The following is a 24379-nucleotide window of genomic DNA, read 5'->3' as shown; positions in this document are numbered from 1 at the left end:
TCGATGGCGAAGATGCGCGAGATCGGAAGGCGGATTCGGAGCCTTCAGAAAACGAAGCAGATCACGAAGACGATGGAGCTCGTCGCGACGTCCCGAATGAGAAAGACGCAGCGGCGCGCGCTCGCGGCGCGCCCGTACGGAAAGAAGCTGGAGGAGATCCTCAGAGCGGCGGGGCCAGGGGCGCGCGAGGAGGAGTTTCTCCTTCTTCGGGTTCCGGAGACGAGGCGCAGGGTCGGCCTTCTCGTCGTCACGTCGAACCGCGGGCTCTGCGGCGCGTTCAACGCGAACGTGCTCCGGCTCGCGCGCCGATCGATCGAAGGGCTGCGCCTGGAAGGGATCGATGTCGAGATCCACACGGTCGGAAGAAAAGGCGCGAACGCTCTCCGCTACCGGGGGTACGCGATCGCCTCCTCGCGTTCGGATATCGGGGATCGTCCGACCATGGCGCAGGCATCCGAGATCGCCGGTCTCTTCATCGACGAGTTTCTCCGAGGAACGATCGACGAGCTCCGGGTCGTTTACGCATCGTTCGCTTCGCTCTCGTCGCAACCGCCGGTCACGGAGGTTGTTCTGCCGTTCCCGGCTCTCGAAGAGGAAAGGGCGCGTCGCCCGGACTTTCTTCTCGAACCGACGGCGCGGACGATCCTGGGCAATCTGCTTCCCCGCATCGTCGAGCACAAGATCTTTCGGGCGCTTCTTGAGAACGCCGCGGGAGAGCAGGCGGCCAGACGAATCGCCATGAAGAACGCGACGGACAACGCCGAAGAGCTGATCCGTCTCCTGACGAGGAGCTACAATCGCGCCCGCCAGGCCCAGATCACGCAGGAAATCGCGGAGATCGTGGGCGGAGCCTCGGCGCTCGTTTAGGCGCGAAGGAGTCTTGTTCATGAGCATCGGGAAAGTGGTCCAGGTGATCGGCCCCGTTCTGGATGTGGAATTCGAAGAGGAGCACGTGCCGGAGATCTACACTGCCCTCGTCGTCGACGAAGACGTCGACGGCCGCAGGATCCGATTGACCGCGGAGGTGCAGCACCATCTGGGAAGGAATCAGGTGCGGGCGGTCGCAATGTCTTCGACGGACGGTGTGGTCCGCGGGATGCCGGTGAAGAACACCGGGAGCCCGATTACCGTCCCGGTCGGCAACGCGACTCTCGGCCGGCTTTTCAACCTTCTCGGCGAGCCGATCGACGAGGGGCTCCCGATCCCCGCGGGAACGGAGAGAAGACCGATCCACCGCGAGGCTCCTCCCTTCGAGGCGCTGGAACCTCACACGCTGATCTTCGAGACCGGCATCAAGGTGGTCGATCTCCTCGCCCCGTACGTCCGCGGCGGGAAGACCGGCCTCTTCGGCGGCGCCGGCGTCGGCAAGACCGTCATCATCATGGAGCTGATCCACAACATCGCCACCGCGCACGGCGGCTATTCGGTCTTCTGCGGCGTCGGCGAACGGACTCGCGAGGGGAACGATCTTTATTTGGAGATGAAGGAATCTGGCGTCCTCGAAAAGACATGCCTCGTGTACGGACAAATGAACGAACCGCCCGGAGCGCGCCTTCGGGTCGGTCTCTCGGGGCTAACGATGGCGGAATACTTCCGCGATGAATCAAGACAGGATGTTCTTCTCTTCATCGACAACATCTTCCGCTTCTCGCAGGCCGGCTCGGAAGTGTCGGCGCTTCTCGGCCGCATGCCCTCGGCGGTCGGTTATCAGCCGACCTTGGGGACGGAAATGGGAGAACTGCAAGAGAGGATCACGTCGACGAAGAAAGGCTCGATCACCTCAGTGCAGGCGATCTACGTTCCCGCCGATGACCTGACTGACCCGGCGCCGGCGGCCGCGTTCACGCACCTCGACGCCACGACGGTTCTCTCGAGGCAAATCGCGGAGCTCGGCATCTATCCGGCCGTCGATCCTCTCGATTCCACCTCGCGCATCATGGATCCGAACGTGCTCGGAGAGGAGCACTACGAAGTCGCGCAGAAGGTGAAAGCGATCTTGCAGCGCTACAAGGAGCTGCAGGACATCATCGCGATTCTCGGAATGGACGAGCTTTCGGAAGAGGACAAGGCGATCGTGCAGAGAGCCCGCCGGGTGCAGAAGTTTCTTTCGCAACCGTTCCACGTAGCGGAGGCTTTCACGGGGCACAAGGGGATCTACGTTCCTCTGAAGACGACGATCGAGAGCTTCCGACAGGTTGTCGACGGGAAATACGATCATCTGCCCGAGCAAGCATTCGCCTATTGCGGGGGGATCGACGAAGCCGTCGCCCGCGCGAAGGAGCTGGGAGTCTCGTGAGAACCGATCGGGCCTTTCGATGCGAGATCGTCTCCCCCGAGGGACGGGTGTTCGAGGGGGACGCGGTCAAGGTCGTCGCGACCGCGGTGGATGGAGAGGTCGGCGTTCTCTACAATCACGCCCCTCTCGTCGCCGCTCTCGGGCTCGGCTCTCTTCGCGTCACTTCGCCCGACGGATCGGTCCGCCGCTTCACCGCGCACGGCGGATTTCTTGAAGTATGTAAGAATCGCGTGACGATTCTAACCGACCGGGCCGATACGAACGAATAGGGGCGAGACCGCGCATCCGCCTCACGGAGCTTCGGCGGTTTCCCGGATGATCGCACGATAGGGGTGATCGCTCGTTTCAGGCGGATGCATCGATACGGAAATCCGCTCGCAGGCGCGGCGCGGGCGGGAGGAATGGAGGCCTCGATGCGGCGCTCGGCAATCCTCGTTCTCGCGATCGCGACTTGTCTTTTCGCGTTCTGTTCGAAGCAGCCGGAACCGGCGGCCTTCTCCGTCTACCCCGCGAAGCCGGAAGCGGATCACGAGCTCATGATCGACTACCGGCCCTCTCTCTCTCGTTCCCCTCTCGAGCGAGCGGAAAGAATCGATCTCCGCGTCTCGTTTCTCTCCGCGAGCGGCGATCTCCGCTCGGAAGAGATCCCGATGACGAGGCAAGGGGACGTGTGGACCGTTCGCTTCGTCCCCGCGGAGCGGATGCCGAAGGTCCCCGTCCTTTTCGTCGCGGCGTTCGTGAACGCGGACGACCGCGAGGTCTTCGACAACAACCGCGGCAACCCTTGGGTGATTCCTTTTTATGTGAAAGGACGGGCGGCTCCGGGCGCGCATCTTCAGCTTTCGCGACTTCAGTGGGGGGAAACGCGTCTCGAAGGCCCTGTCTCGATGGCAGCGGACAGAAAGGCGGCGGCCGCGAGTCTCGACGCGGCCCGCACCGCTGATCCGAAGTACCCATTGCTCCGACCGGTTGATTGGACCCGCAAGATGAGAGAGCGGAGAGACGACCCGATCCGCCTCGATTCCCTGAAGAGCGCCGTCCGAGATGAGGCGGGCGGGTTCTTCGCCGGCTGGGAGACGTGGGGCGCACCGAAGTCGGGGACGATCGAGTTCCTTGGACTGTTCGAGGCGATGAGCGAGAACGCCCTTCGCGATTCGCTCGCGGCCGGACTCGCCGCGCGCTTTCCAGGGGACACGGCGATCGCGACGCTCGCGGTTGAATCCCTCGCGAACAGACGCGATTGGGAAGGTTCCGCCGCGCGCCTTCGCGCTTTCTTGGATGCGAATCCGGGGTCGCCCGCCGCTCCGACCGCCCGAGGAATGCTCGTTTCGATCTACCTCCGTCGTCTCGATGCTCCCGAGCGCGCGGGCGAGATCGTGCAAAGCGGAGAGCCGATGGAGACGGAGCAGGCGACCGCCTACGCCGAGTGGCTCGCCGCTCAACCCGGAAAGCTCGACGAGGCCGAAGCTCTCTTTCAACGGTGCGTGGAGGAGGCGCGCGCGGAGAAATGGTCTCCGTCGGGACCGGAGTCGCAATCCGAGTGGGCCGCATCGCACGAGTGGACGATCGGGCGCGCGATGGCCGGTCTTGCCGATGTTCTCGAGAAGAAGGAGCGGTACGGCGAGGCGGCCGTCGTGCTCGCCGAGCTCGCCTCCGTGATGTCGCAGGCGGCCGAGGCGGGGGTGTTCGAGGACCTCGCGAGGCTCTACGAGCGGGCCGCGCGGCCTGCCGACGCTCTTGCGGCGATGGAGCGTTTCGCCGAGCGCGCGAAGCCATCCGAGGAAGCACGCGCAATCTGGCGCGATCTGTTCGCGAAGGCGCGGCCGAACGAGGATTTCGAGAGGCATGCGGCCGCCGTTGCGGAAGCGCGCCGCGCCCGCTTGATGTCGAAGCTCGAAAGCCGCGTGCTCGATTGGGAGGCGCCCGATATTCGCTTCGAGGATAAGGACGGAACGACCCGCTCGCTCTCGGATTTTCGAGGCAAGGTCGTTCTCGTCGATTTCTGGGCGACCTGGTGCGGGCCCTGCCGGCGCGCGCTTCCGCATGTGGAAGCGATCGCTCGCGAGATGCAAGGCGCGGATTTCGTCGTGCTCCCCGTCAACGTGTGGGAGAGGGAAACCGGAGACGAAAGGCGGCAAGCCGTTGCGGAGAAGTGGCGAGAGCTCGGGCTCACGATGCCCTATTTTCTCGATCCGGACAGCGGTGGGGACGGAGAGACTTCGGCCGCGGCCCGCTTTCAGGTGTCCGGGATCCCGACTTCCTTCTTGCTCGATCGCGAGGGGAGGATTCTCTTTCGGACCGTCGGTTTCGGAGGCGAGTCGAGCGACGAGGAGCTTCGCGCGAAGATCGAGTTCGCGCTCAAGCGATCATCGCCGGGCGCGTAGGCGCAGTTGCCGCCGCCTGAGGGGAAGCCGATGAAGGTCGAGTTCGAGCTGATCGGCGTGATTCGCACGCCGTTCACGAAGCTCGAAGGGATGCCGATCCAGCCGACGGGGGCGGCCGGCGTTCGAGGAACCGTCGAGATCTTCCCCGATTTCGCCGAAGGCCTCAAGGACCTCGACGGGTTCTCGCATATCGTCCTCATCTACCATTTCCATCGGGCGTCCACGCCAAAGCTGACCGTGCCCCCCTTTCTCGATTCGGAGAAGCGGGGGGTCTTTGCTACGCGCGCGCCGTCGAGGCCAAACCCGATCGGCTTCTCGGTCGTGCGGCTCGTCCGCGTCGAGGGGATGATCCTTCATATCGAAAACGTCGACATTCTCGACGGAACGCCGCTCCTCGACATCAAGCCGCACGTGCCGGAACTGGACGCCCCGCCGGCCGACCGTCTCGGGTGGCTGAAGCAAGCCAAGCGCCGGGCCGCGAGGAAGAAGGCGGACGACCGGTTCGCGTGAAGAGCCGTGCGCTTGCGGCTTTGGGAATCCGTGACTAGCTTTCGAACAGACTCGCGGGAACTCGCGTCCCGATCCCCCCGCCGAACGCGTTGCATGTGAAGGAGATAGGGAATGCGACGAGCGTTTTTCGTTTTTGCGCTCCTCTTCGCGGCGGCCGGTCCTGCGTTGGCGGACACGACGACTGTCACGACTTCCGGAACGACCTTCGTCCCCGCTTCGATCACGATTCAGCTCGGGGATACGGTGCGATGGGTGAACGGCTCGCTCTCCCACACGGTGACGAGCGGCTTCGGATCGGGCGATCCGAACGCGGGCGCCCTCTTCGACGCTCCGCTCAGCGGGCTCAACCCGGAGTTCTTTTACGCCTTCAGCGACACGGCCGGCACGTACCCATACTTTTGCAGACCGCACGAGATCATGGGGATGACGGGGACGATCATCGTTCAGCCGAACCTCTCCGGTGTACCGGAAGCGTGCTGCGAAGTCTTCGCATCGTGGGGACAGGTGAAAGCGCTCTTCGAATGAAGCGAGGGCGGCAGCAGAAGCCGCCCTCGTTTCGTTCCGCCGGTTCCCGCTACTCGACCGCCGACGTGCAGAACGCGCAGCGCTTCGCCTTGATCGGGATCACGGAGAGGCAGTGCGGGCATTCCTTCGTCGTCGGCGCGGCGGGAGCCGGCACCTCCTGCCGTTTCATGCGGTTGATGTTCTTGATGAGAAGGAACACGGCGAACGCGACGATGAGGAAGTTGATGACCGTGTTCATGAAGACACCGTAGTTCAGTGTGACCGCGCCGGTCTTCGCCGCTTCTTCGAGGGAGGCGAACTCCGCCCCTCCCCCCCTCAGCACAAGATAGAGGTTCGAGAAGTCCACATTGCCGAGAAGAAGACCGATCGGCGGCATGAGAACATCCTTGACGAGCGAAGCGACAATCCCGCCAAACGCTCCGCCGATGATGATGCCGACCGCCATGTCCACCACGTTCCCGCGCATCGCGAATTCCTTGAATTCCTTGAACACACGCGCCTCCTTTCGCTGCATGGGTAATTGGGGGGTAATTGGGGACAGTCACCTATTACCGATCCCCATTGCGAAAGTCGAAACAGGTAATTGGGAACCGTAATAGGTGACTGTCCCCAATTACCTATGCGTTCACCTCCTCGATCCTGAGATTCTCCACGTGCATCTCGCCAACGCCGAGATCGTACGCTTCGCGGATGTGCCGAATCCTCTCCGGAAGAATCTCGTGAAAGCGCGTCGAGTACGCATCCACCGCCACCGGATCGATCCCGGCGATCACCCGCTGTGGGCGGACGACTCGGCCGGGACCGCTCGGGCCGTTCGTGAGAAGCACGTGGTTCGCGTCCATGATCACGAGGCTGTGCGGAATCGCGGAGGCGAGCTCGGCGATGCAGCGTTCGATATCGTTTCTGTGAAAGAAGATCCTGTCCCAATTCACGCCCATCAGGTTCTTCATCGCGAACGTGACGCGAGTCTGCCCGTGATGCTTCGCGATCGGCATGTTGATGAAGACGTCGGCGTCGATGATGTCTCTTGCGATTTCGACCGTTCGGAGAACGCGGCCTCGCGGAACGGGGATCTCCGCGAACTCCTCGTGCCGGTTCTGGAGCGCCTTCACCGTCCCGCCCGCCCGCTCGACCGCGTCCGCGGTTCCGTTCCCCGTGAAGGAGCTCATCCCGTCATGGCTGAGGACGATGACCTCTCCCGCTCCGGCCGCGAAGCACTCGCGGACGACCGCCTCGACCATCTCCGGATGCGTGTTGACGGCCATTTCAGGCGGGCTCGAGCCGATCGGGTTCGGCTTCACGACGACCTTGTCTCCGGGTTGGACGAACTTCCCGAACCCGCCCAGGGCGTCGACGGCAGCGAGGCAATTCCGGGCGGGAGATGTCCCGCCCGCCACCGCGAGGTCGATCGGCGGCCGATAGCGCGCGAGACCCGCCGGGAGCGCGCGTCCCGACAGCGCGGCAGAGCCGGCGGCGACTCCGGCGCCGAGAACAGCGGATCGCTTGAGAAACTCGCGTCTTGAAATGTTCATGTCCATGGTGATTTCTCCCCCGGCGCTCGGCGCGCCGGCGCTACTGCGCGCGAAGCTCTTCGAGCGCCGCCCGCGCCTGGTCCGCCTGCGCCCCGGTCGGGCTGAGCTCCAGGAAACGTTCGTATGCGGCAATCGCCCCCGCGGTGTCCTTCAGTTCCGTTCGCGCACGGCCCAACATGAAATACGAGTTCGCAAACGACGGATCGATCGAGACCGCCATCTCATATTCGCGCGCGGCTTCTTCGAACCGCCCGGCAGCGAGCAAACCCTCGCCCATGCTGTCGTGCGCGTTCGCTTCATCCGGCGCGGCCTCGACGTACATCCGGAAGTAAGAGATCGCCTGCTCCGCCTCGCCGCGGCCGAGGTAGAGATAGCCGATCTGGTTCATCACGCGCGTGTCTTGCGGGTGGCGGTCGAGATAGGACCGGAACGACTCGAGCGCGTTTGTGTCGTCGCCCGCTTGCGCGTGCGCGTAGCCGAGCTGAAGACGGAGAAGATCGTTCTCCGGATCGAGCGCGGCGGCTCTCTCGAGCAAATCGATCGCGCGGCCGGGCGCGCGCGCGCGAAGATAGATACCGCCGAGCTGGCCGAGGAGCCCCGGGTTCTCGGGATCTTCCTCAACCCTTTCTTCCAGGTCGGCGGCAGGACCCCAATCGCGCTCCAACGTCCGCTCCGCAGCTCCTCTCATCTGTCCATTCGGGTGCTTGTCGAGGAACGCCTCGAGTCGCTCGCACCCTTCGCGGAAGGAGGCGCGAAGAGCCGTTTCGATCGCGATCTTGCGGTACTCGGCGCACTCGGCGAGCGCTTCGTCCGAAGGGGCGGCGAGAACCTCGTCGATCTTCGCGAGGGCTCCTTCCAAGTCGCGGGCGGCGATCATCCGCGTCGCCTCCGAGTAGGCGGCGTACGGTCTCCAATCGATCGCCGCGTGTCGATCGATCAACTCGCGCTTTCCGATCGCCTGATCGAAAAGCTCGGATGACGGGTACGAGCGCAGAACACGCGCGTAGCTCTCTGCCGCCTTCTCTTCTTCGTTTTTCGATTCGTACGTTTCCCCGAGCCGAAAGAGAGCGACGGCGGCGACCTCTGGGGGCGGCTCTCCGACAAGCGCCTTCTCGTATGTCTCAATCACCTTCGCGGGGTCGCCGGCCCGATAGTGGCAGTCGGCCGCGGCGACCGTGACCTCGCTCATCCATTGATCGGATTCGGAACCCGGCGTTCCGGCTGCGAGCTCGAGGGCGAGAAGATACGACTCCGCCGCCTCTTGCCACCTCTCGCGCGACCGCGCGCAGGCGGCCTTCTCCCGCGCCGCTTCCGCCGCCCAGGCGGCCCCCCGATAGTCGGCGAGAACGCGACTCAGCGTCTTCTCCGCCTCGGTCGTGTCGCGAAGAACGCGAAGATGGATGTTCGCAATCGCCATTGCCGCGACCGGCGCGAGCCGGTCGTCCGGCGCTTCGGAGAGAAACGCCCGGTACTCGCCTATCGCTGCCGCGTAATCCCCCTCGACCGTGAGCGCGGCCGCGCGGTCGAGCCGTTCCGGAGGCGCCGAGCGCGCGGCCGGCGAGAGAAGAGCGAAAATGGCGAGCGCGACACGAGCGATTCCGGACGGTCTCATGATTCGATCCCTCTTTCTTGCATATGTTCCCGAAGAACGCGGGTCGCATCGGCGTCTGTCCGAATAGACGGTTCACGGTTCTCCGGCGTTCAAACCGGCTCGCGCCGCGCTCCTCCCCGAAACCGCGCGCCGACCGCGGCGAGTCGCGCGCGGAGACCGGCGTAGAGATCCTCCGAGAGCACGGCCGTCGTCGGGAGCAAGACGGATGTCAAGAACGTGGAGACCGCGAGCCCGCCCATGATGACGAGAGCCATCGAGTAGTAGTAAACCCCGGCCAGGGCCGGTCTCTGGACGACGATCGGAACGAGGCCGACGAGGGTCGTGATCGCGGTCATCAAGATCGGACGGAGTCTCTCGCGGCCTCCGGCGATCATCGCGTCGTACCGCCCAGTCCCTTGACGCCTATAGTGATTGATGTGCTCGATCATCACGATCCCGTTGTTCACGACGATCCCGATGAGAAGAAGAAGCCCGACCGCGGCCGGTTGGTCGAAGTCCGTTTTCGTGAGATAGAGAATCCAGATCGCGCCGCCGAGCGCGAAGGGGAGCGCCACCATGAGGCTGATCGCCTGGAGAACCGATTCGAAGACACCCGCCATGACGGCGAAGATCAGGAAAAGCGCGAGGATGAGGTTCACGAGGAACTCCCGGGATTGCTCGCGCCGCCGCTCCTCCCAATCGCGGAACGTGAACGAATAGCCGTAAGGAAACTCCAGCCCTTCGAGCGCGGCGGTCACGCGCGGGATGTAGTCCTCGATCGTCCCCTTGTCGTAGCGAGCCCCGACCCAAACGCTCGTCACACGATTGTCCCTGCTGATCCGCTCGGGGCCCGGGGCGACGTGGAAGCCGGCGAGAGAAGCGAGGGGGATCTTCTCTCCGTCCGCGGTCCAGAGGGGAAGATTCCGAAGCTGCGAGACGCTCTCTTTCTCCCGTTCATCCAGGGTGAGCCGCATTTCGCGCTCCCCTTCCGGCGTGCGAAAACGCTGCAAGCGCCGACCCCGGAACGTGAGCGAGATCACATCGGCCGGTTGGCTGAGCGGAACTCCGTAGCGCGACGCGGCCTCTCGGTCGAGATGGACGTACAGCTCGAGGCCGCCCGATTCGCTGCTGCTCCAAACGTCCGAGAGACCGGGGATCGCCGCGATCTCCCGCTTCGCGTCCGCGGCGAGGCGCGCGAGCACGCTCGTGTCCTCGCCGACGATCTGGAAACCGATGCGCTTTCCTCCGCCGTGCCGCCATCCGGGCCCCTGCTCCTGCACTTCGAGGCGCACCCCCGGGATCGTGGGGAGAATCTCGCGCAGCTTCCGCCTCGCGGCGGCCATCGCCTTTTCGTTCGATTCGCCCTCCTTCATGTAAACGCGAGTCAGCGTCCAGCGCGGGCTCCAGAAGCTGTAGATCGACCGCGCGCGAAGCTCTTCTTTGAACGGCACCAACTCGCTCTCGACACGCTCCACGACTTGCTTCGTGCGGTCGAGGCTGAGCTCCTCGCTGAACTCGTAGCGCACCTGGACGAACGCCTCGGAGCGGCTCGCATCGAAATTCTTGTCGATTCGGACGAACGGATAGACCGCGGAGAGAATCATCGCGACCCCGACGGCCGGGGCGATCCAACGCCGGCGGAGGGTGAAGCGGAGAACACGAACGTAGCCGTTCTCGATCCGTTCCATCAGACGGCCTTTGTCCTTGGAGCGGGGGGCGATGAACCGCGAGGTGGCGAGAGGAATCAGGGTTTGGCTGATGAAGAGAGAAGCGAGCAGCGTGAGGCAGACGGTGATCCCGAGCTCCTTGAGGTACAGGTTCATCTCGTTTGGTTTGTTGAAAACCAAAGGAAGAAAGACGATCACCGAGGTCAAAGTCGCCGCGGAGACGGCGCTCGCGACCTCGCGCGAGCCCACGAGGGCCGATACCATTCTTTCCTTGCCGAGCCGCTGGTGGCGCGCGATGTTCTCCATCACGACGACCGCGTTGTCGACGAGCATGCCGACGCCGACAATGAGGCCGAGAAGCGAGAGCGTGTTGAGACTCTTCCCCTGGGCCCAGATCACGCCGCACGCGACGACGAGCGAGAACGGGATGCAGAAGACGGAAACGGCCGTCATGCTCGCGCGGCGGAGAAACGCGAAGAGCACGACCGCGGCGAGGATCGATCCGAAGACGCCCGAGGACGCGAGATCGCGGAGCGTGCGGCGAATCTCCGCGCCCTGGTCGAACCAAATGAGAAAGTTCACCCCCTCGAGCTCCGGGTCGTCCTTCATGCGTTCGACGCGCGCCCTCACCGCATCGCAGATCGTGACTGCGTCGGCGCCCGCTTCCTTCGTGACGGTGACCCCGACGGCGAAGTCGCCGTCCAAGTGCCGGCCGTATTCGAGCGGCGGCTCCTCGTAAACCACCTCGGCGACATCGGCGAGCCGAAGACCATCCGCTCGAAGGACGAGACCGCGGATCTCATCGAGCGAGGCGAACGAACCGACGGCGCGGAGGGTGAAGCGCCTCTCCGGCTCCTTGATCGTCCCGAGGCTCTGGTCGAAATTCCCGGCGCGAAGGATGCGGGTGATCTCGCGAATGTCCATGCGGTGCGCCTCGAGGTCGGCCGCGCGAAGGTTGATGCGGACTTCCTTCGGGTTCACCCCGTCGAGGCGGACCTGCGCGACGCCGGGAATCCGCTCGATCGGCCGCACGATCTTCCGGTCGAGAAGATCGTAGCTCTCGCTGAGATCCCGCTTCGAGGAGAGCCTTCCCTCGAGGATCGGCATGTCGGAATCCCGCGAGTCCCAATCGCCGCTCACGAAGATCTCCTCGACGTCGTCGGGAAGCTCGCGCCGCACTCGATCGACCTTCTCCCGCACCTCGACGCGCGCAAGATCCATTTCGTGGCCCCAATCGAACTCGAGGCGAACCCGCCCTCCCTCGCTGTCGCACATCGCCCACATGTTCCGGAGCCCCTTGACGGATCCGAGCGTCTCCTCGAGCGGGCGCACGATGAGGCGCTCGATCTGCTCGGGCGTCGAGTTCGGATAGGGGACGAAGACAAAGACCTCCGGCTGCTCCGTCTCGGGGAGAAAGCCGAGCGGAATGCGAAAGAGCGCGACAAGCCCGAGCGCGAGGATGCTCACGAGAATCATGCTCGTCGTGACCGGCCGCCGGATCGCGAGTTCGGGAAGCGTCACGGCTGAGCTCCTTCTTCACGCGCGGTGACGGGCGCACGGGCCGTCTCGTCGGCCGAAACCCGAGAGGGAACGGTCTTGTATAGCGCGGGGATCACGAGAAGCGTGAGCGCCGTGCTGAAGATGAGACCGAAAGAGACGGTGATCGCGAGAGGAGAGCGAAGCTCCGCCCCTTCTCCGACGGCGAGCGCCATCGGAAGGAGCCCGAGGACCGTGGTGAGGGTGGTCATCAGGATCGGGCGGAGCCGGATTCTCGCCGCGCGAATCACCGCCTCCTCCTTCGGGACGCCCGCGCGGCGAAGTTGGTTGATCTTGTCGACGAGAACGATCGCGTTGTTCACGACGATCCCCGCGAGCATCACCGCCCCGATGAGGACGATCACGCTGATCTCGGTGCCGGTGAGAAGAAGCCCCGCGACGACGCCGACGAGCGCGAGAGGAATCGTGAAGAGAACGAGAAAAGGATGAAGAAGCGACTCGAAGGTCGCCGCCATGACGAGATAGACAAGAAAGACCGCGAGAAGGATCGCGAAGCGGAGGCTTGCGAAGGAGACGCGCATCTCCTCGTTCTGCCCCGCGAGATCGACCGCGATGCCGGAGGGGGGCGGCATCTCGCGGACGGCCCCCTCGATCTCCTTCACCGCCGAGCCGAGGCTTCTGCCTTCGAGGTTCGCGCTCAGGATCGCGGCTCGCTGCTGCTGGATGCGATGGATCTCCGCGGGCCCGCGATCGAGGCGAATGTCCGCGAGCGTCACGAGGCGGATCGGCGTTCCGTCGGCTCCCGGGACCACCAGGTTCCGAACCGCCTCGGCGGTCGCCCGATCGGCCTCGCGGTTTCGAACGCGGATGTCGATCTGGCGGTCTTCTTCCTTGAAGCGGGTCGGCACCGCCCCCAACACGCGGTCGCGCAGCGTCTCCGACAAGACGCGCATGTCGAGACCGAGGGAAGCGAGCCGCGCGCGGTCGAAGCGCACCTGCAGCTCGGGGCTCCCCTCCTCGAGCGAGGAGCGAAGATCGACGAGTCCCGGAATCCGCGCGAGCTTTCCTTCGAGCTCGATGGAGTACGAGCGGAGCGCGGTCAAGTCCTCACCGAAGAGGAGAACCTCCACCGGCGTCTTAAGACTGAAATAAGTCGGCCTTCCCTCCTTTGTCTCGAGATCGGGGATCGTCTCGAAGCGGCGCCGAAGCTCCTCCGCGACCGCGCGCTCCGCCGCTTCGTCCGCCCGATCGGCGAGGACGACGTTCAGCTGCCCGAAGTGCTCCGCTTTCGTGTTGAAGGAAACCCCGCCCGCGACGAGGCGGCTTCCGACGGTCGCGTACGAGCGTTCGATCGCATCCTCCTCGGCGGCCATCTCCTCCATTCTCCGCATCACGCGATCGGTCGCTCCGATCGGCGTCCCTTCGGGGAGGTTCGCTTCGAAGTAGAACTCCCCCTCGTTGATCGGCGGAAGAAGCTCGGTGTCGGTCAGGCGAAAACCGGCGAGCGAGACGAGGAAGAGAACGAGTGCCGCGCCGAGCACGGCGCCCGGGCGGCGGAGAGCGCCGCGGAGGAGGCGATCGTAGCGCGCGCCGAGGCCTCCGAGCTCCGGAAGCGGGGCTTCGAACGAGTCGGTCGCTCGTCGGCTCGGGAGGGAGGCCGAGCCGCCGCCCGCCGCCATCATCGGGATGAGAGTGATGGAAACGAGAAGGGAAGCGAGAAGGCCGATCGTCACCGTGGCCGCCATGTCGCCGAAGAGCTGGCCGGCGATCCCCTCGACGAAGACGATCGGGAGAAAGACGGCGACCGTCGTGAGCGTCGAGGCGAAGACCGCGCCGCCCACCTCGGCGGTCCCCTCGACCGCGGCCGCGGCGCCCGCGAGCCCCTCGGAGCGTCTTCGTGAGATCGACTCGAGAACCACGATCGAGTTGTCGACGAGCATGCCGATGGCGAGCGTCAGCCCGCCGAGCGACATGAGGTTCAGCGAGATGTCGAAGCGGTACATCGCTGTGAACGTGGCCACGAGCGAGATGGGAATCGACAGCGCGATGATGAACGTGCTCCCCCAATGGCGGAGAAACGCGAAGAGAACGACGATCGCGAGCACCCCTCCGATGACCGCCGCTCCGCGCACCTCGTTCAGCGCCCGCTCGATGAAGCGGGACTGATCGAAGAGGAGCACAAGGCGCCATCCTTCGGGAAGGTCCTTCTCGATCTCGCCCATCCGCTCGCGAACCTTCCGTGCGGTGGTGACGATGTTCGCGTCCCCCTCCTTGAAGATGTCGATCTCGACCGTCTCCTGTCCGTTCGCCCGCGTGATCTCCTCGCGGTCCTTGGCACCTCGCCCGACGTCCGCCACGTCGCGGAGACGAATCGCGGCGCTCTCCCGCTGCGCCACGATGAGATCCGCGATCTCCTCGACGGAGTCGTATTCGTTCACGGTGCGGATGAGGTATCGGCTCTCCTCGTCCTCCAACGAGCCGCCCGGAAGGTTGATGTTGGAAGCGCCTACCGCCTGGCGCACGCGGTCAAGCGGAACGGAGAGCGCGGCGAGGCGCTCCTGGTCGATGTTGATCTGGATCTCTTCCTCGAGGCCTCCCTTGACACGCGCCGCGGCGACCCCCTTGATCGTCTCGAAAGACGGCTTCAGCTTTCGATCGGCAATGCGCCGCATGACGGCGAGATCGCCCCCCGCGACGGCGATCCGGAGAATCGGATCGAGCGAGGGGTCGAAGCGGAGGACGATCGGATCCTCGGCCTCGGCGGGAAGGACGAGCCGATCCAGTTTCTCCCGGACGTCCATCGCGAGAAGATCCATCGGAGAGCCCCATTCGAACTCCAGCGTCACCTCGGAGACGCCCGCGCGCGAGACGGAGCGGATCGTTCGAAGTCCGCGCAGCACCCCGACGGCCTCTTCGACCGGACGCGTGAGCAGGTTCTCCACTTCGGCCGGCGCGGTCTCGGGGAAGTCGGTCTGGATCGTGAGGGATGGATAGGTAATGTCGGGGAGAAGATCGAGCGAAAGCCTCTGGTACCCCACGACGCCGAAGGCGGCGATCGCGAGAACGAACATGAGAACCGCCACGCGGCGGCGCACGGCGAGAGCGATCAGGGCCCGCATCAGGGATTCTCTCGTCCGGACTTCGATGAATCGAACTTCAGAGGATCAAGGATGCGGACCGCTTGCCCGTCCTGAAGGGAGCGCTGTCCCTGAACGACGACCCGTTCTCCTTCTTCGAGACCGGACGCGATCTCGGCGTCGGCTTCGTTCTGGAATCCGACCTCGACGACGCGGCGCGCGGCGATGCTGTCCGGAACGACGAAGACCACCTGCTCGCCCTTGTCGGAGATTACGGCGGTCTTCGGAACGAGTAGGGCGTTCGGCCTCCGATCGGTCACGATGCGGACCTCGGCGAAGTCCCCGGGGCGCACGCTCTCCGGATACGCGGCGATCTCGGCCGTCACCTTGATCGTGCCGCTCGCAGGGTCGACGACGGGGCTCACGAGCCGGATCGTCCCTTCGAGGATCTCGCCGCTCGAATCGACGACAAGCTCGACCTTTTGGTCGGTCCTGATGTTGCGGAACTCCTTGGCGGGCACGTGCACGCGCGCGAGGAGGCGGCTCACGTCCGCGACGGCGAATAGGGGCGTCCCGACGGAAACCATCTGCCCCGGATCGACGAAGCGGCGCACGATCCGGCCGGCGAAAGGCGCGCGCACTTCGGTATACGAGAGTTGAAGCGCCTCGAGATCGCGCGTCGCCTCGGCGGCGACGAGATCGCTTCGCGCGGCCTCGTACTCCTCCGCCGAGATGAGATCGCCGTCGAACATCGTCTTCAGGCGATCGTGCCGCGCGCGCTGCTTGGCCGTCTCCGCTTCCGCCTGGCTGAGTCGATGACGGTACTCGGCATCTTCGATGCGAAGGAGAAGGTCGCCCTGCTTCACGAGGTTCCCTTCCTCGGCGAGGAGGCTCGTGACGATCCCCGACACGCGCGCGAGGATATCCGCTTGCTTGTTCGGGTCGAGGGAGGCGTTCGCGGCGTAGAAGGTCGCGATCGATCCGCGCGCGGCGGGCGCCACCGCGACGGCGGCGGTCGGGAGCGCGGCGCGTCCGCCTCCTCCTCCGCCCGAGGCCTCGCCGCGGGCCGTGTTGCCGCCCCCATCCCCGCATCCGGCGGCGAGAAGGCTGAGAACGAGGGCTGTGAGAAGAGAGACGCGCTCGTCCCCGAAAACGAAACCGGGTCGGAGTTTCAGGCGCATGATCATCCTATCCTCTTAGAAGACAAGGGGTTGCCGTTCGCGATGACGTTTCGCCGCCGGGCACGCGCTTCGCGCCGGGAGAGAAGGGCGCTCCGATGCCCCGTCGGGTTCGCGACGCGACGCATGGATTCTAGCAATCAACCCCGGAAAACTCTCCTCGGAACGTATAAGGTAAGACGAGAACCGTTGCCGGGCGGTTCATCGCGAAATCGGGCGGCCGTTCGGGCGGCTCGATGCGGAAACGCGCGTTTCGCGGAAGACGGCTCGGCCGGCGCTCTCGATCAAGTGACAATGGCGCAGCCCAGGCTGCTCGCGGCGGGGGAGGACGATGAACATGGAGAAGGTCGAGGTCTGGAACGTCTCCCGCGGCACGGTGCTCCTCCCGCGCGGGCTTCTCGCGCTCTCCTGGAAGGACCGTCTCGTCGGCCTGATGGGAAGACGCACGCTCGCGCCGGGCGAGGGGCTCGTCATCCGTCCGTGCGAGTCGATTCACACGATGTGGATGCGCTTCCCCATCGACGCGATTTTTGTTGATCCCCGAAACGTTGTGGTCAAAACCTGTCCGTCCGTGGTCCCCTTCCGTTTCCGCTTCGGCGGGTGGGCCGCCCACTGGGTGATCGAGGGCGCGCTCGGAATGATCGATGGCTCCGAAACCCGGGTCGGGGATCGGATCGAGATTCGCGAGAGGGAGGAGTCGCCATGAGGGGGGACACCACACCCATTTCCGACCCCCCCGAAGCTCTGCGATCGCGAAATGGGTATGGCGCCCCCCTTCCGTTGGCGAAACAGGCAGGGTGTCCGTCCTTTTCCTTCTCCCAACTCCTTCGGTGACAAGGGGTTCCCGTTCGCCTGGGGCGCCGGAGAGAGATTCCGGCGGTCTTTTCTCCGTCCCGCTCTCCGCTCGTAATCTCCCGCGACTTCAGCGATTAGGCCTTCTGGCCGACAATCGGAATGCTCCGGCGTTTCCCTTCCGAGCCTCCCGGACAGCAAGGAGGAGCGCCTGGAGAGCCTTTGATTCGAACAGTGGCGCACGAAGGAAATCTTCGATTTCCTCGCGCGCACGGAGCGTGGCAATTGAAATCTCGTGACGAATCGAGCGGCCGGCCGGCCATTCCCGGAACCCGCCGGCTTCTTCCGTTCCTCTTTCCTCTTCTTCTTGCGCTCTTCCCGCCGCGGGCGGGCGCTTCCGATGAAATCCCGGGCGATCTCACATCGCTCAGCCTCGAGGAGCTGATGGAGATCGAGGTCGTCTACGCCGCTTCCCGCTACGAGCAGAACGTGCACGAGGCGCCCTCTTCGGTGACGATCGTCGGCGCGGACGAGATCCGCCGTTTCGGCTACCGGACGCTCGCCGACCTTCTCGCGAACGTCGGCGGTTTCTACACGAGCTACGATCGAATCTACACGTATCTCGGGACCCGGGGCTTCTCGAGCCCGGGGGACTACAACACGCGGTTTCTTCTTCAGGTCGACGGCCATCGGCTGAACGACGAGGTCTACAGTCAGGCGTTCATCGGAACCGAGTTTCCCCTCGATCTCGACGTGATCGACCAGGTGGAGATCATTCGCGGGCCGAGCTCTTCCATCTACGGGACGAACGCCCTGTTCGGGGTGGTCAACGTCGTCACGAAGAAAGGACGCGATCTCGACGGGGTCCGGCTGAGCGGGCGTGCGGCGAGCTTCGGGACGCGCGGAACCGGCGTCGCGTTCGGGAAAGAGCGTCCGTCGGGAATGGAGATCTTCCTCTCGGGGGGATACGCGGAGAGCGAGGGGCAGGATCTCTACTACGTTGAGTTCGACGACCCGGCCACGAACGGCGGAACGGCCGAGGACTCCGACCGGGACGCATCGAAGAGCGCCTACGCACGCTTTGCCTATAAAAGGTTTTGTCTGCAAGGCTTCTACGGTTGGAGGAAGAAGACGATCCCCACGGCGCCGTGGGAGACGGTTTTCAACGATCCGCGAACCGTCGCCGTCGACGCCCGGGGATACGTCGAGCTTCTCCACACCCGGAGCCTGGGCGAAGGGATCCAAATCGAGGGGGATCTTTCGTACAACTGGTACGGATATGACGGGGATTACCCTTACGAGTACGATCCGGAAGAGGGAGAAGAGCCGGTCGTCTCCCTGAGCAGCGACTACGTGCGGGGGGAGTGGTGGAGGGGAGGGCTCTCCCTCTCCGCTCCGGCGGCCGGCCGGCATCACATCATTGTCGGCTCCATGGTTCGATACGACGCGAGGCTGCATCAGAAGTTCTTCGACGAGGAGACGGTCTATCTGGACGACAATCGGACGTCGTGGTCGTGGGCGCTCTATGCCCAGGACGAGATCCGCGTGCTCGAGGATCTTCTCGTGAACGCCGGTGTTCGCCACGATCACTACGAAACCTTCGGCGGCACCACGCACCCGCGTCTTGCTCTGATCTGGGATCCTCTCGAGGCGACGACTCTGAAGCTTCTCTATGGGAGCGCGTTTCGGGCGCCGAACGTGTTCGAGCTCTACTACACGGACGAAGACGGCGGAGAGCCGACCCAAAAGGCGAACCCTGAACTCGATCCGGAGATCGTGCGCACGTACGAGATCGTCGTGGAGCAGGAGTTCGGATCGCGGCTCGGCGGGACCGTCTCGGTCTTCCGCACGGAAGCCGAGGATCTCATCGCGATCGACACGGACCCGGCGGACGGGCTTCTCGTCTTCCGGAACGTGGACGAGTCGCACGCGACCGGGTTCGAGGTCGGCCTCCGGGGTTCGCTTCGCCCCGGTTGTCTGTCAAGGCTGAGCTACACGTATCAAGAAAGCGAGGACTCCCGTACGGGAGAGAGGCTCACGAACTCGCCCAAACATCTCGGGAAGCTTGGCGTTCTCGTTCCGCTGCTCGAGGAACGCTTGAGCGCGGGATTTGAGCTCCGCTACACGGGCGACCGAAAGACCCCGAAGGGCGGCACTGCGGAGGGCTACTTCCTCGGCAACCTCACGCTCGCCTCTCGCTTTCTTCGGGGGAAGCTCGAGCTATCCGCGAGCGCCTACAATCTGTTCGACCGGCGATACTTCGATCCCGGTTCCGAGGAGCACGTCCAAAATCTCATCGAGCAGGACGGCCGATCCTTCGGCGTGAAGGCCTCGATCGGATTCTAGCCTAGATTATGCACGCGTTTCCTACTGCGGCCGCGGATCGCGGCCTCAAGAGGCCTCCCTTCCGTCGCCGCTTCCTAGAGCGTAGCTCCGGGGCTACGCTTCCGGGAGCGGCTCGTCCAGGTCGGCCTCTCTGCACGCGCTCCGCGTCCTCGCGACGAAAACGCGTGCACAATCTAGGCTAGCTCCTCATACCCGGTCACTTCTGGGCGCGGAGAAGCTCGGTCATCTGGTCGAGTGTTTCGCCGAAGCGCTGCATCACCGTTTGAATGACCTTCGGGTCGGTCATGTCGACGCGCGCGCGCTCGAGAGCCTCCATCGGGTAAACGCTCCCGCCGAGCTTCAGCATCGCGAGGTAGTCCTCGACCGCCCCCTTCTCGCCGGCGCGGACGCGCGCCGCGATCGCCTCGCCCGCGGCGAAGCTCGACGCGTACGACCAGACGTAGAACGTTCGGTAGAAGTGCGGGATGCGGCACCAGTCCGCCTTGAACTCGTCGTCGAGCACGAGCTCCGGCCCGTAGTAGTCCTGCCAGAGCTTTCCGTGCAGCTCGCGGAGCGATTCCTTGGTGATCGCCTCGCCCGCCTCCGCCATCTTGTGCGAGTTCTCCTCGAACTCGTGGAAGAAGATCTGGCGGATGAACGTGCCGACGATGTTCCCGAGATAGAGGTCGAGGAGGTAGAGGCGCTCCTGGTCGTTTTCGGCCCGCTCGAGCATGTAGTCGAGGAGGAGCGCCTCGCTCGCGACCGACGCGACCTCGGCGACGAACGGCGAGTAGTCGGCGTAGTGGAACGGCTGGTTCGCTGTCGTCAGGTAAGTGTGGATCGAGTGGCCCATCTCGTGCACGAGCGTGAAGACGTCCTCGATGTTCCCTCCCCAGTTCAGCAGGAGGTAGGGATGCGAGTTGTAGCTCCCCCACGAGTAGGCGCCGCCCCGCTTCCCCTTGTGCCCGTACACGTCGATCCATCGCTCGTCATACGCTCTCTTCCCGACCTCGTAGTACTCGTTCCCGAAGGTCTCCTTCCAGAAGTCGAGCGCGAGCTTGTACCCCTCCTCGTACGAGATCTTCTTCTCCGATTCGGGGATGAGGCTGACGTAGAGGTCGTACACGTGATGATCGTCGATGCCGAGCACCTCTTCGCGAAGCGCGATGTACCGGTGGATAAGCGGGTAGTTGTCGTGCACGGTCTGGATGAGGGTCGCGATCACGTCGTACGGGATGTTCAGCTCGAAGAGCTTCGCCTCGATCGCCCTCTCGAACCCGCGGTTCTTGGCGAAGAAGAGGTTCCGCTGCACGTGGCCGTTGTAGGTCGCGGCGAAGGTGTTGCCGTACTTGTCGTAGGTCCGGAAGAGGGAAAGCCCCGCCTCGCGGCGGATGTCGCGGTTCTGGTTGGCGAGGAAACTATAGTAAAGGGCGGGGGTCACGACCACGGAGTCGCCCTTCTCGTCCTTGATCTTCGGCCACGCGACGTCGGCGTCGACCATGTTCGAGTAGACATCTTGCGGGGCGCCGGCCATGAGCGACGCGGACGCGAGAACCTCTTCCACCTCGGCCGAGCGGATGTGCGGCTTCTGGCGCACGATGTTGTCGAGGTAGTGGTCGAACGCGCGCACCTTCTCGTTCTTGCGGAACTGCTCGATCTTCTTGTCGGGGATCTGCGCGATCTCCGGCTCGACGAACGAGATCGCCTGGAACGCCTTCGCGGCGAGCGACTGGAGACGATTGTAGCGGTCGAGCGCTTCCGGGTCGGTCGTCTTCGTGTCGCGGCTCTGCCCCGCGTAGACCGCGAGCTCCCACGCCTGCTCGATCAGGTCGGAGACCGCCTGAAGCCCCGCCGCGAGCTTCTCCGCGGAGTCGCCGAGGTGTCCGCGGTACGCCTCGATCTCGGGGATGCGCCTCTCGACATCGGCGAACGCCCGGTCGTAGTCGGCCGGTGAGGCGAAGATCGGCGTGAGGTCCCATTGGTAGTTCATCGGGATCTCGTCGCGGGACTCGTAATAGAGAGCCTCTTCCTCCGCGGCGGCGGGCGCCGGTCCGAACAGCACGAGAGAAACGAGGAAGAGCGGAAGGATGCGCAGCAGTTTCATGGGACTCTCCTTCGATGGCGGGAGCGTTTCAGGTCTGATCGCGCGGCGCCCCGCGCGGGGCGGGCCTGGGCCGGGCGCCGCCGACAACCGGATGATTCTATCCCGAGCCCCCGCCTCGCGCAAGGGCGCCTCGGAAGCGGGCATGTCACGGCACGGCGACGTCCCACAACGGAATGTAGCCGGCGTCGGCTGCGGCGCGCTGCCCATCGTCGCTCAGGATCCAATCGACGAACGATTGGACCGCTCCCTCCAGCGGCCCGGCCGCGTAGAGATACAGGTAGCGCGAGAGGGGATAGGCGCCGTTTCGCACGTTCTCCTGCGTCGGCGCGATACCCTCGATCGACAAGTGGCGAAGATCCGGCCCGAACGCGATCCCTCCGTATCCGATCGCGCCGCGGTCGGCCCGCACCGCCCGGACGACCGACTCGGTGTTCGACTCCGTCCGCACCGATCCGCCGTAGCGCTCCGCCTCGAGCACGTGTTGCCGGAAGAAGTGATACGTCCCCGAGTTCGGCTGGCGGCTCACGATGAGGATCGGACGGTCTTCGCCCTCCACTTTCTTCCAGTTGGCGATGTTTCCGGTGAAGATCGCCTTGAGCTCCGCGCGAGAGAGGCCGGTCACCGGGTTCTCGGGGTGAACGTATACACTTAAAGCGTCCTTGGCGGTGAGAATGCTGAGCCCGAGAAAGCCGCGGCTGTCGAGGAGACGCTTCACTTCATTCGCCTGCATTGTGCGCGAGGCGGCGCAGAGATCGGTCCTCCCGTCGATGAGCGCCTCGATCCCGCGCCGCGTGCCGCCCCCCTCGGCGCGGACCGAGATGTCGCGCCGGGACTTCATGAACGCCGCGCTCCACGCTTGGACGAGCGGCTCCATCGTGTCGGATCCGACGATGCGCTCGACGGGGGGCTCGGATGGCCGGCGCACTTCCGCCGGTCCCGCGCAGCTCCCGCAACCTAAGATCCCCGCGAGCAGAAGCCCCAAGAGGGCGCGTCCACCTCCATCCCGCGACGCTTTCCTTCGGCGCGCTTCCGATCCGGTCCGCCGCGTTCTTCCCATCAGCGCTCCTCCGCAATCGAGTGCAAGCGCGCGCGCGCGAAGAGAGAGCCCGGTTTCCACTGCGGGGGAGCGAACGTGTTCGCGAGCGCGCCCGCGGTCGCGAGAATCACGCGACCGTGCTGGAGAACCGCCTCGCCGCACATCGGCTGGCTCATGTCGTCGAAGGGGGTGTGGTAGCGCTCCCTTCCCCACTCGATGAAGCGCCGGATCCCCTCCTCCTCCGAGTAGCTGCGATACCGCACTCCGTCGACGATGAGGAGCGCCGGAATGCCCGCTTGCGCGAAGGCGAGCTGATCCGACCGCGCGAATGCCTCGCGCGCGAGAACAACGGAAGATGTACGCGAAACCGAGAGGGAAAGCGCGGAGGCGGCCGCCTCAAGAGGCTCGCCGATCGTGGAGAACTCCGAACCGATCCCGAGGACGTCCTCGAATGCGTCGATAATGGCAAGCCCCTGAACGTTGATGTTCGCGATCGTGCGGTGGAGTGGAACGACCGGGTGCGCGCAGTAGTGTCGCGCGCCGAGAAGACCTTTCTCCTCGCCGGTCGTGAAGAGGAAGAGGATGGGGCGCAGAGCCGGGATCGGCGCGCGGGCGAGCACCTCCGCGATCTCGAGAAGGCCGGCGCATCCGAGCGCGTTATCGACCACGCCGTTGAAGATGGAGTCCCCGTCCGCCGCCGGTCTCATCCCGAGATGATCGTAGTGGGCGCTGAGAAGAACACACGTCTCGCGAAGAAGCGGATCGGTCCCCTCGAGAAGACCGGCGATGTTGTTCGCGAAGAACTCTCTTTCGCGATGAACACCGCGAAAGCTAATTCGTGCGCGGAGCGGGAAGCTCCGGATCGTCCCGTTCCGGTCCATCTCGAAGATCTCCTCGAGCGAATCGGGTGCGCCTCGGAAGAGAAGACGGGCCGGCTCTTCCCGAAGGAGAACGTTCAAATTGCGCGGAAGGTCGTAGAGGAGCGTCACGTGCTCGAACGCGAACATCCGCGCGCGGTCTTCCCACGCGCGCTCAGAAGGCTCGCGGCGCGACGGGATCTCCACGCTTCCCCGCGCGCCCCTCGAGAGAGCGACCCTTTGCTTGATCTCGGGAAGCGAGTGGATCGTCGGCAGCATTCCGGCGAGTACGCGGGATCCTCCTATCGCGGTTCGCCTTCCAGAAAGACGACGACCGCGTTCTCGACGTCCGTCTCCTGATAGTCGCTGTAATCGTATTCGGGCGCGACGATCCCGTAGCTCACGAAGACGAGGGGAACCGGCTTCGGGATGAGCGTTTCCTCTCCGATGGTATGGTATAGAGAAGGTAGTCCTTTTCAATCGCGAGCGCGGCCGTCGAGTCGTCCGCGGCGAGATCGAGGGGGCTTTCGGGGAGCGCGGCGATTCCCCGCATCGGGACCCGCTGGAAATAGGAGCCGCCGTCCCCCATCGGGCGAAGACCGATGCGGGCGAGCTCTCCCGCGAGGTAGGCCGCCGCAGCCTCGCCTCCGGGAGTTCCGGTCCCTCGTCCCTCCATCGCGTCGCTTCCGAGGCGCCCCGCATGCTCGAGGATCCGCTCGGGCGAGACCGATTCGAGAGCGCTCCTGATGTTCTCGGGGAGATCGGGTGTCCGCGTGCTTGCATGCGCGACCCGCGCCGCGAGGGTCACGAGGAGAGCGAGGCGAATGACCCGCCGCGCGGCCGCTCCGCTTACTTGAGCATTCAACAAAATAGGCTCCTCGGGCCGCTCTCGGCGCCTGCGAGATCGGACGAACGTCGCGGGAGAGCCGGGGCCCGCCCGAACGTATCGCGGGGGGGACGGCCTGTCCAGGGCGGAGCAGCCTCGGAACCCCGTGTCGCTCCACGAGT

At 64.8% G+C, this 24379-nt stretch carries 18 protein-coding genes; 8 read left to right on the top strand and 10 right to left on the bottom strand.

Going from position 1 to position 24379, the window contains the following annotated elements; translation table 11 throughout:
• The first annotated feature begins 3 nt into the window (after nucleotides 1–3).
• The 6 genes from atpG to FJY73_05370 all read left to right on the top strand — a co-directional run bounded on the left by atpG (nucleotide 4) and on the right by FJY73_05370 (nucleotide 5715).
• Nucleotides 4–867 (top strand): ATP synthase F1 subunit gamma, encoded by an 864-nt coding sequence (gene atpG / locus FJY73_05395; GenBank protein MBM3320094.1) that lies wholly within the window; start codon nucleotides 4–6, stop codon nucleotides 865–867.
• 19 nt (nucleotides 868–886) lie between these two features.
• Nucleotides 887–2296 (top strand): F0F1 ATP synthase subunit beta, encoded by a 1410-nt coding sequence (atpD, locus tag FJY73_05390; protein MBM3320093.1) that lies wholly within the window; start codon nucleotides 887–889, stop codon nucleotides 2294–2296.
• Nucleotides 2293–2565, top strand: a complete 273-nt coding sequence (gene atpC, locus FJY73_05385; protein ID MBM3320092.1) for an ATP synthase F1 subunit epsilon — start codon at nucleotides 2293–2295, stop codon at nucleotides 2563–2565. Before atpD ends, atpC begins: the two co-directional genes overlap by 4 nt.
• A gap of 144 nt (nucleotides 2566–2709) precedes the next feature.
• Nucleotides 2710–4680 (top strand): TlpA family protein disulfide reductase, encoded by a 1971-nt coding sequence (locus FJY73_05380; GenBank protein ID MBM3320091.1) that lies wholly within the window; start codon nucleotides 2710–2712, stop codon nucleotides 4678–4680.
• 30 nt (nucleotides 4681–4710) lie between these two features.
• The gene (gene tsaA / locus FJY73_05375) at nucleotides 4711–5190 is read left to right on the top strand and encodes a tRNA (N6-threonylcarbamoyladenosine(37)-N6)-methyltransferase TrmO (protein MBM3320090.1); all 480 of its coding nucleotides are present in this window, start codon (nucleotides 4711–4713) and stop codon (nucleotides 5188–5190) included.
• A 111-nt stretch (nucleotides 5191–5301) separates the two neighbouring features.
• Entirely contained in the window at nucleotides 5302–5715 is a 414-nt protein-coding gene (locus tag FJY73_05370) for a plastocyanin (protein ID MBM3320089.1), read from the top strand.
• Between the two features lie 49 nt (nucleotides 5716–5764).
• Here the strand turns inward: FJY73_05370 and mscL are convergent, their stop codons facing one another.
• The 6 genes from mscL to FJY73_05340 all read right to left on the bottom strand — a co-directional run bounded on the left by mscL (nucleotide 5765) and on the right by FJY73_05340 (nucleotide 16260).
• Nucleotides 5765–6208, bottom strand: a complete 444-nt coding sequence (gene mscL / locus FJY73_05365) for a large conductance mechanosensitive channel protein MscL (GenBank protein MBM3320088.1) — start codon at nucleotides 6206–6208, stop codon at nucleotides 5765–5767.
• A 124-nt stretch (nucleotides 6209–6332) separates the two neighbouring features.
• A complete protein-coding gene (locus tag FJY73_05360) occupies nucleotides 6333–7253 on the bottom strand; it encodes a DUF362 domain-containing protein (protein ID MBM3320087.1) in 921 nt (306 codons plus the stop codon).
• Between the two features lie 34 nt (nucleotides 7254–7287).
• Nucleotides 7288–8859, bottom strand: coding sequence for a tetratricopeptide repeat protein (locus FJY73_05355; GenBank protein ID MBM3320086.1), 1572 nt, complete (start codon nucleotides 8857–8859; stop codon nucleotides 7288–7290).
• Between the two features lie 89 nt (nucleotides 8860–8948).
• The gene (locus FJY73_05350) at nucleotides 8949–12026 is read right to left on the bottom strand and encodes an efflux RND transporter permease subunit (protein MBM3320085.1); all 3078 of its coding nucleotides are present in this window, start codon (nucleotides 12024–12026) and stop codon (nucleotides 8949–8951) included.
• Entirely contained in the window at nucleotides 12023–15121 is a 3099-nt protein-coding gene (locus FJY73_05345) for an efflux RND transporter permease subunit (GenBank protein ID MBM3320084.1), read from the bottom strand. Before FJY73_05345 ends, FJY73_05350 begins: the two co-directional genes overlap by 4 nt.
• On the bottom strand, nucleotides 15121–16260 hold the full coding sequence (locus FJY73_05340; protein MBM3320083.1) for an efflux RND transporter periplasmic adaptor subunit: 1140 nt from the start codon (nucleotides 16258–16260) through the stop codon (nucleotides 15121–15123). The genes FJY73_05345 and FJY73_05340 overlap by 1 nt, the downstream gene beginning before the upstream one ends.
• Nucleotides 16261–16588: 328 nt before the next feature.
• On the opposite strand from FJY73_05340, the gene FJY73_05335 reads away from it, so the two are divergent.
• Together FJY73_05335 and FJY73_05330 are read left to right on the top strand one after the other, a co-directional pair.
• On the top strand, nucleotides 16589–16963 hold the full coding sequence (locus tag FJY73_05335; protein ID MBM3320082.1) for a DUF192 domain-containing protein: 375 nt from the start codon (nucleotides 16589–16591) through the stop codon (nucleotides 16961–16963).
• Between the two features lie 371 nt (nucleotides 16964–17334).
• Entirely contained in the window at nucleotides 17335–19395 is a 2061-nt protein-coding gene (locus FJY73_05330) for a TonB-dependent receptor (protein MBM3320081.1), read from the top strand.
• 196 nt (nucleotides 19396–19591) lie between these two features.
• Here the strand turns inward: FJY73_05330 and pepF are convergent, their stop codons facing one another.
• The 4 genes from pepF to FJY73_05310 form a co-directional block, all read right to left on the bottom strand.
• A complete protein-coding gene (gene pepF, locus FJY73_05325) occupies nucleotides 19592–21478 on the bottom strand; it encodes an oligoendopeptidase F (protein MBM3320080.1) in 1887 nt (628 codons plus the stop codon).
• A 145-nt stretch (nucleotides 21479–21623) separates the two neighbouring features.
• The gene (locus FJY73_05320) at nucleotides 21624–22535 is read right to left on the bottom strand and encodes a phosphate ABC transporter substrate-binding protein (protein MBM3320079.1); all 912 of its coding nucleotides are present in this window, start codon (nucleotides 22533–22535) and stop codon (nucleotides 21624–21626) included.
• The gene (locus tag FJY73_05315) at nucleotides 22535–23650 is read right to left on the bottom strand and encodes a M28 family peptidase (GenBank protein MBM3320078.1); all 1116 of its coding nucleotides are present in this window, start codon (nucleotides 23648–23650) and stop codon (nucleotides 22535–22537) included. The genes FJY73_05320 and FJY73_05315 overlap by 1 nt, the downstream gene beginning before the upstream one ends.
• Nucleotides 23651–23771: 121 nt before the next feature.
• Nucleotides 23772–24236 carry a hypothetical protein gene (locus FJY73_05310; protein MBM3320077.1) on the bottom strand — a complete coding sequence of 155 codons (465 nt, stop codon included), beginning with the start codon at nucleotides 24234–24236 and terminating at the stop codon, nucleotides 23772–23774.
• Nucleotides 24237–24379 lie beyond the last annotated feature (143 nt).

This window comes from Candidatus Eisenbacteria bacterium (assembly GCA_016867715.1).
Taxonomy (GTDB): domain Bacteria; phylum Orphanbacterota; class Orphanbacteria; order Orphanbacterales; family Orphanbacteraceae; genus VGIW01.
This window is presented reverse-complemented; position numbering and strand designations above follow the sequence as displayed.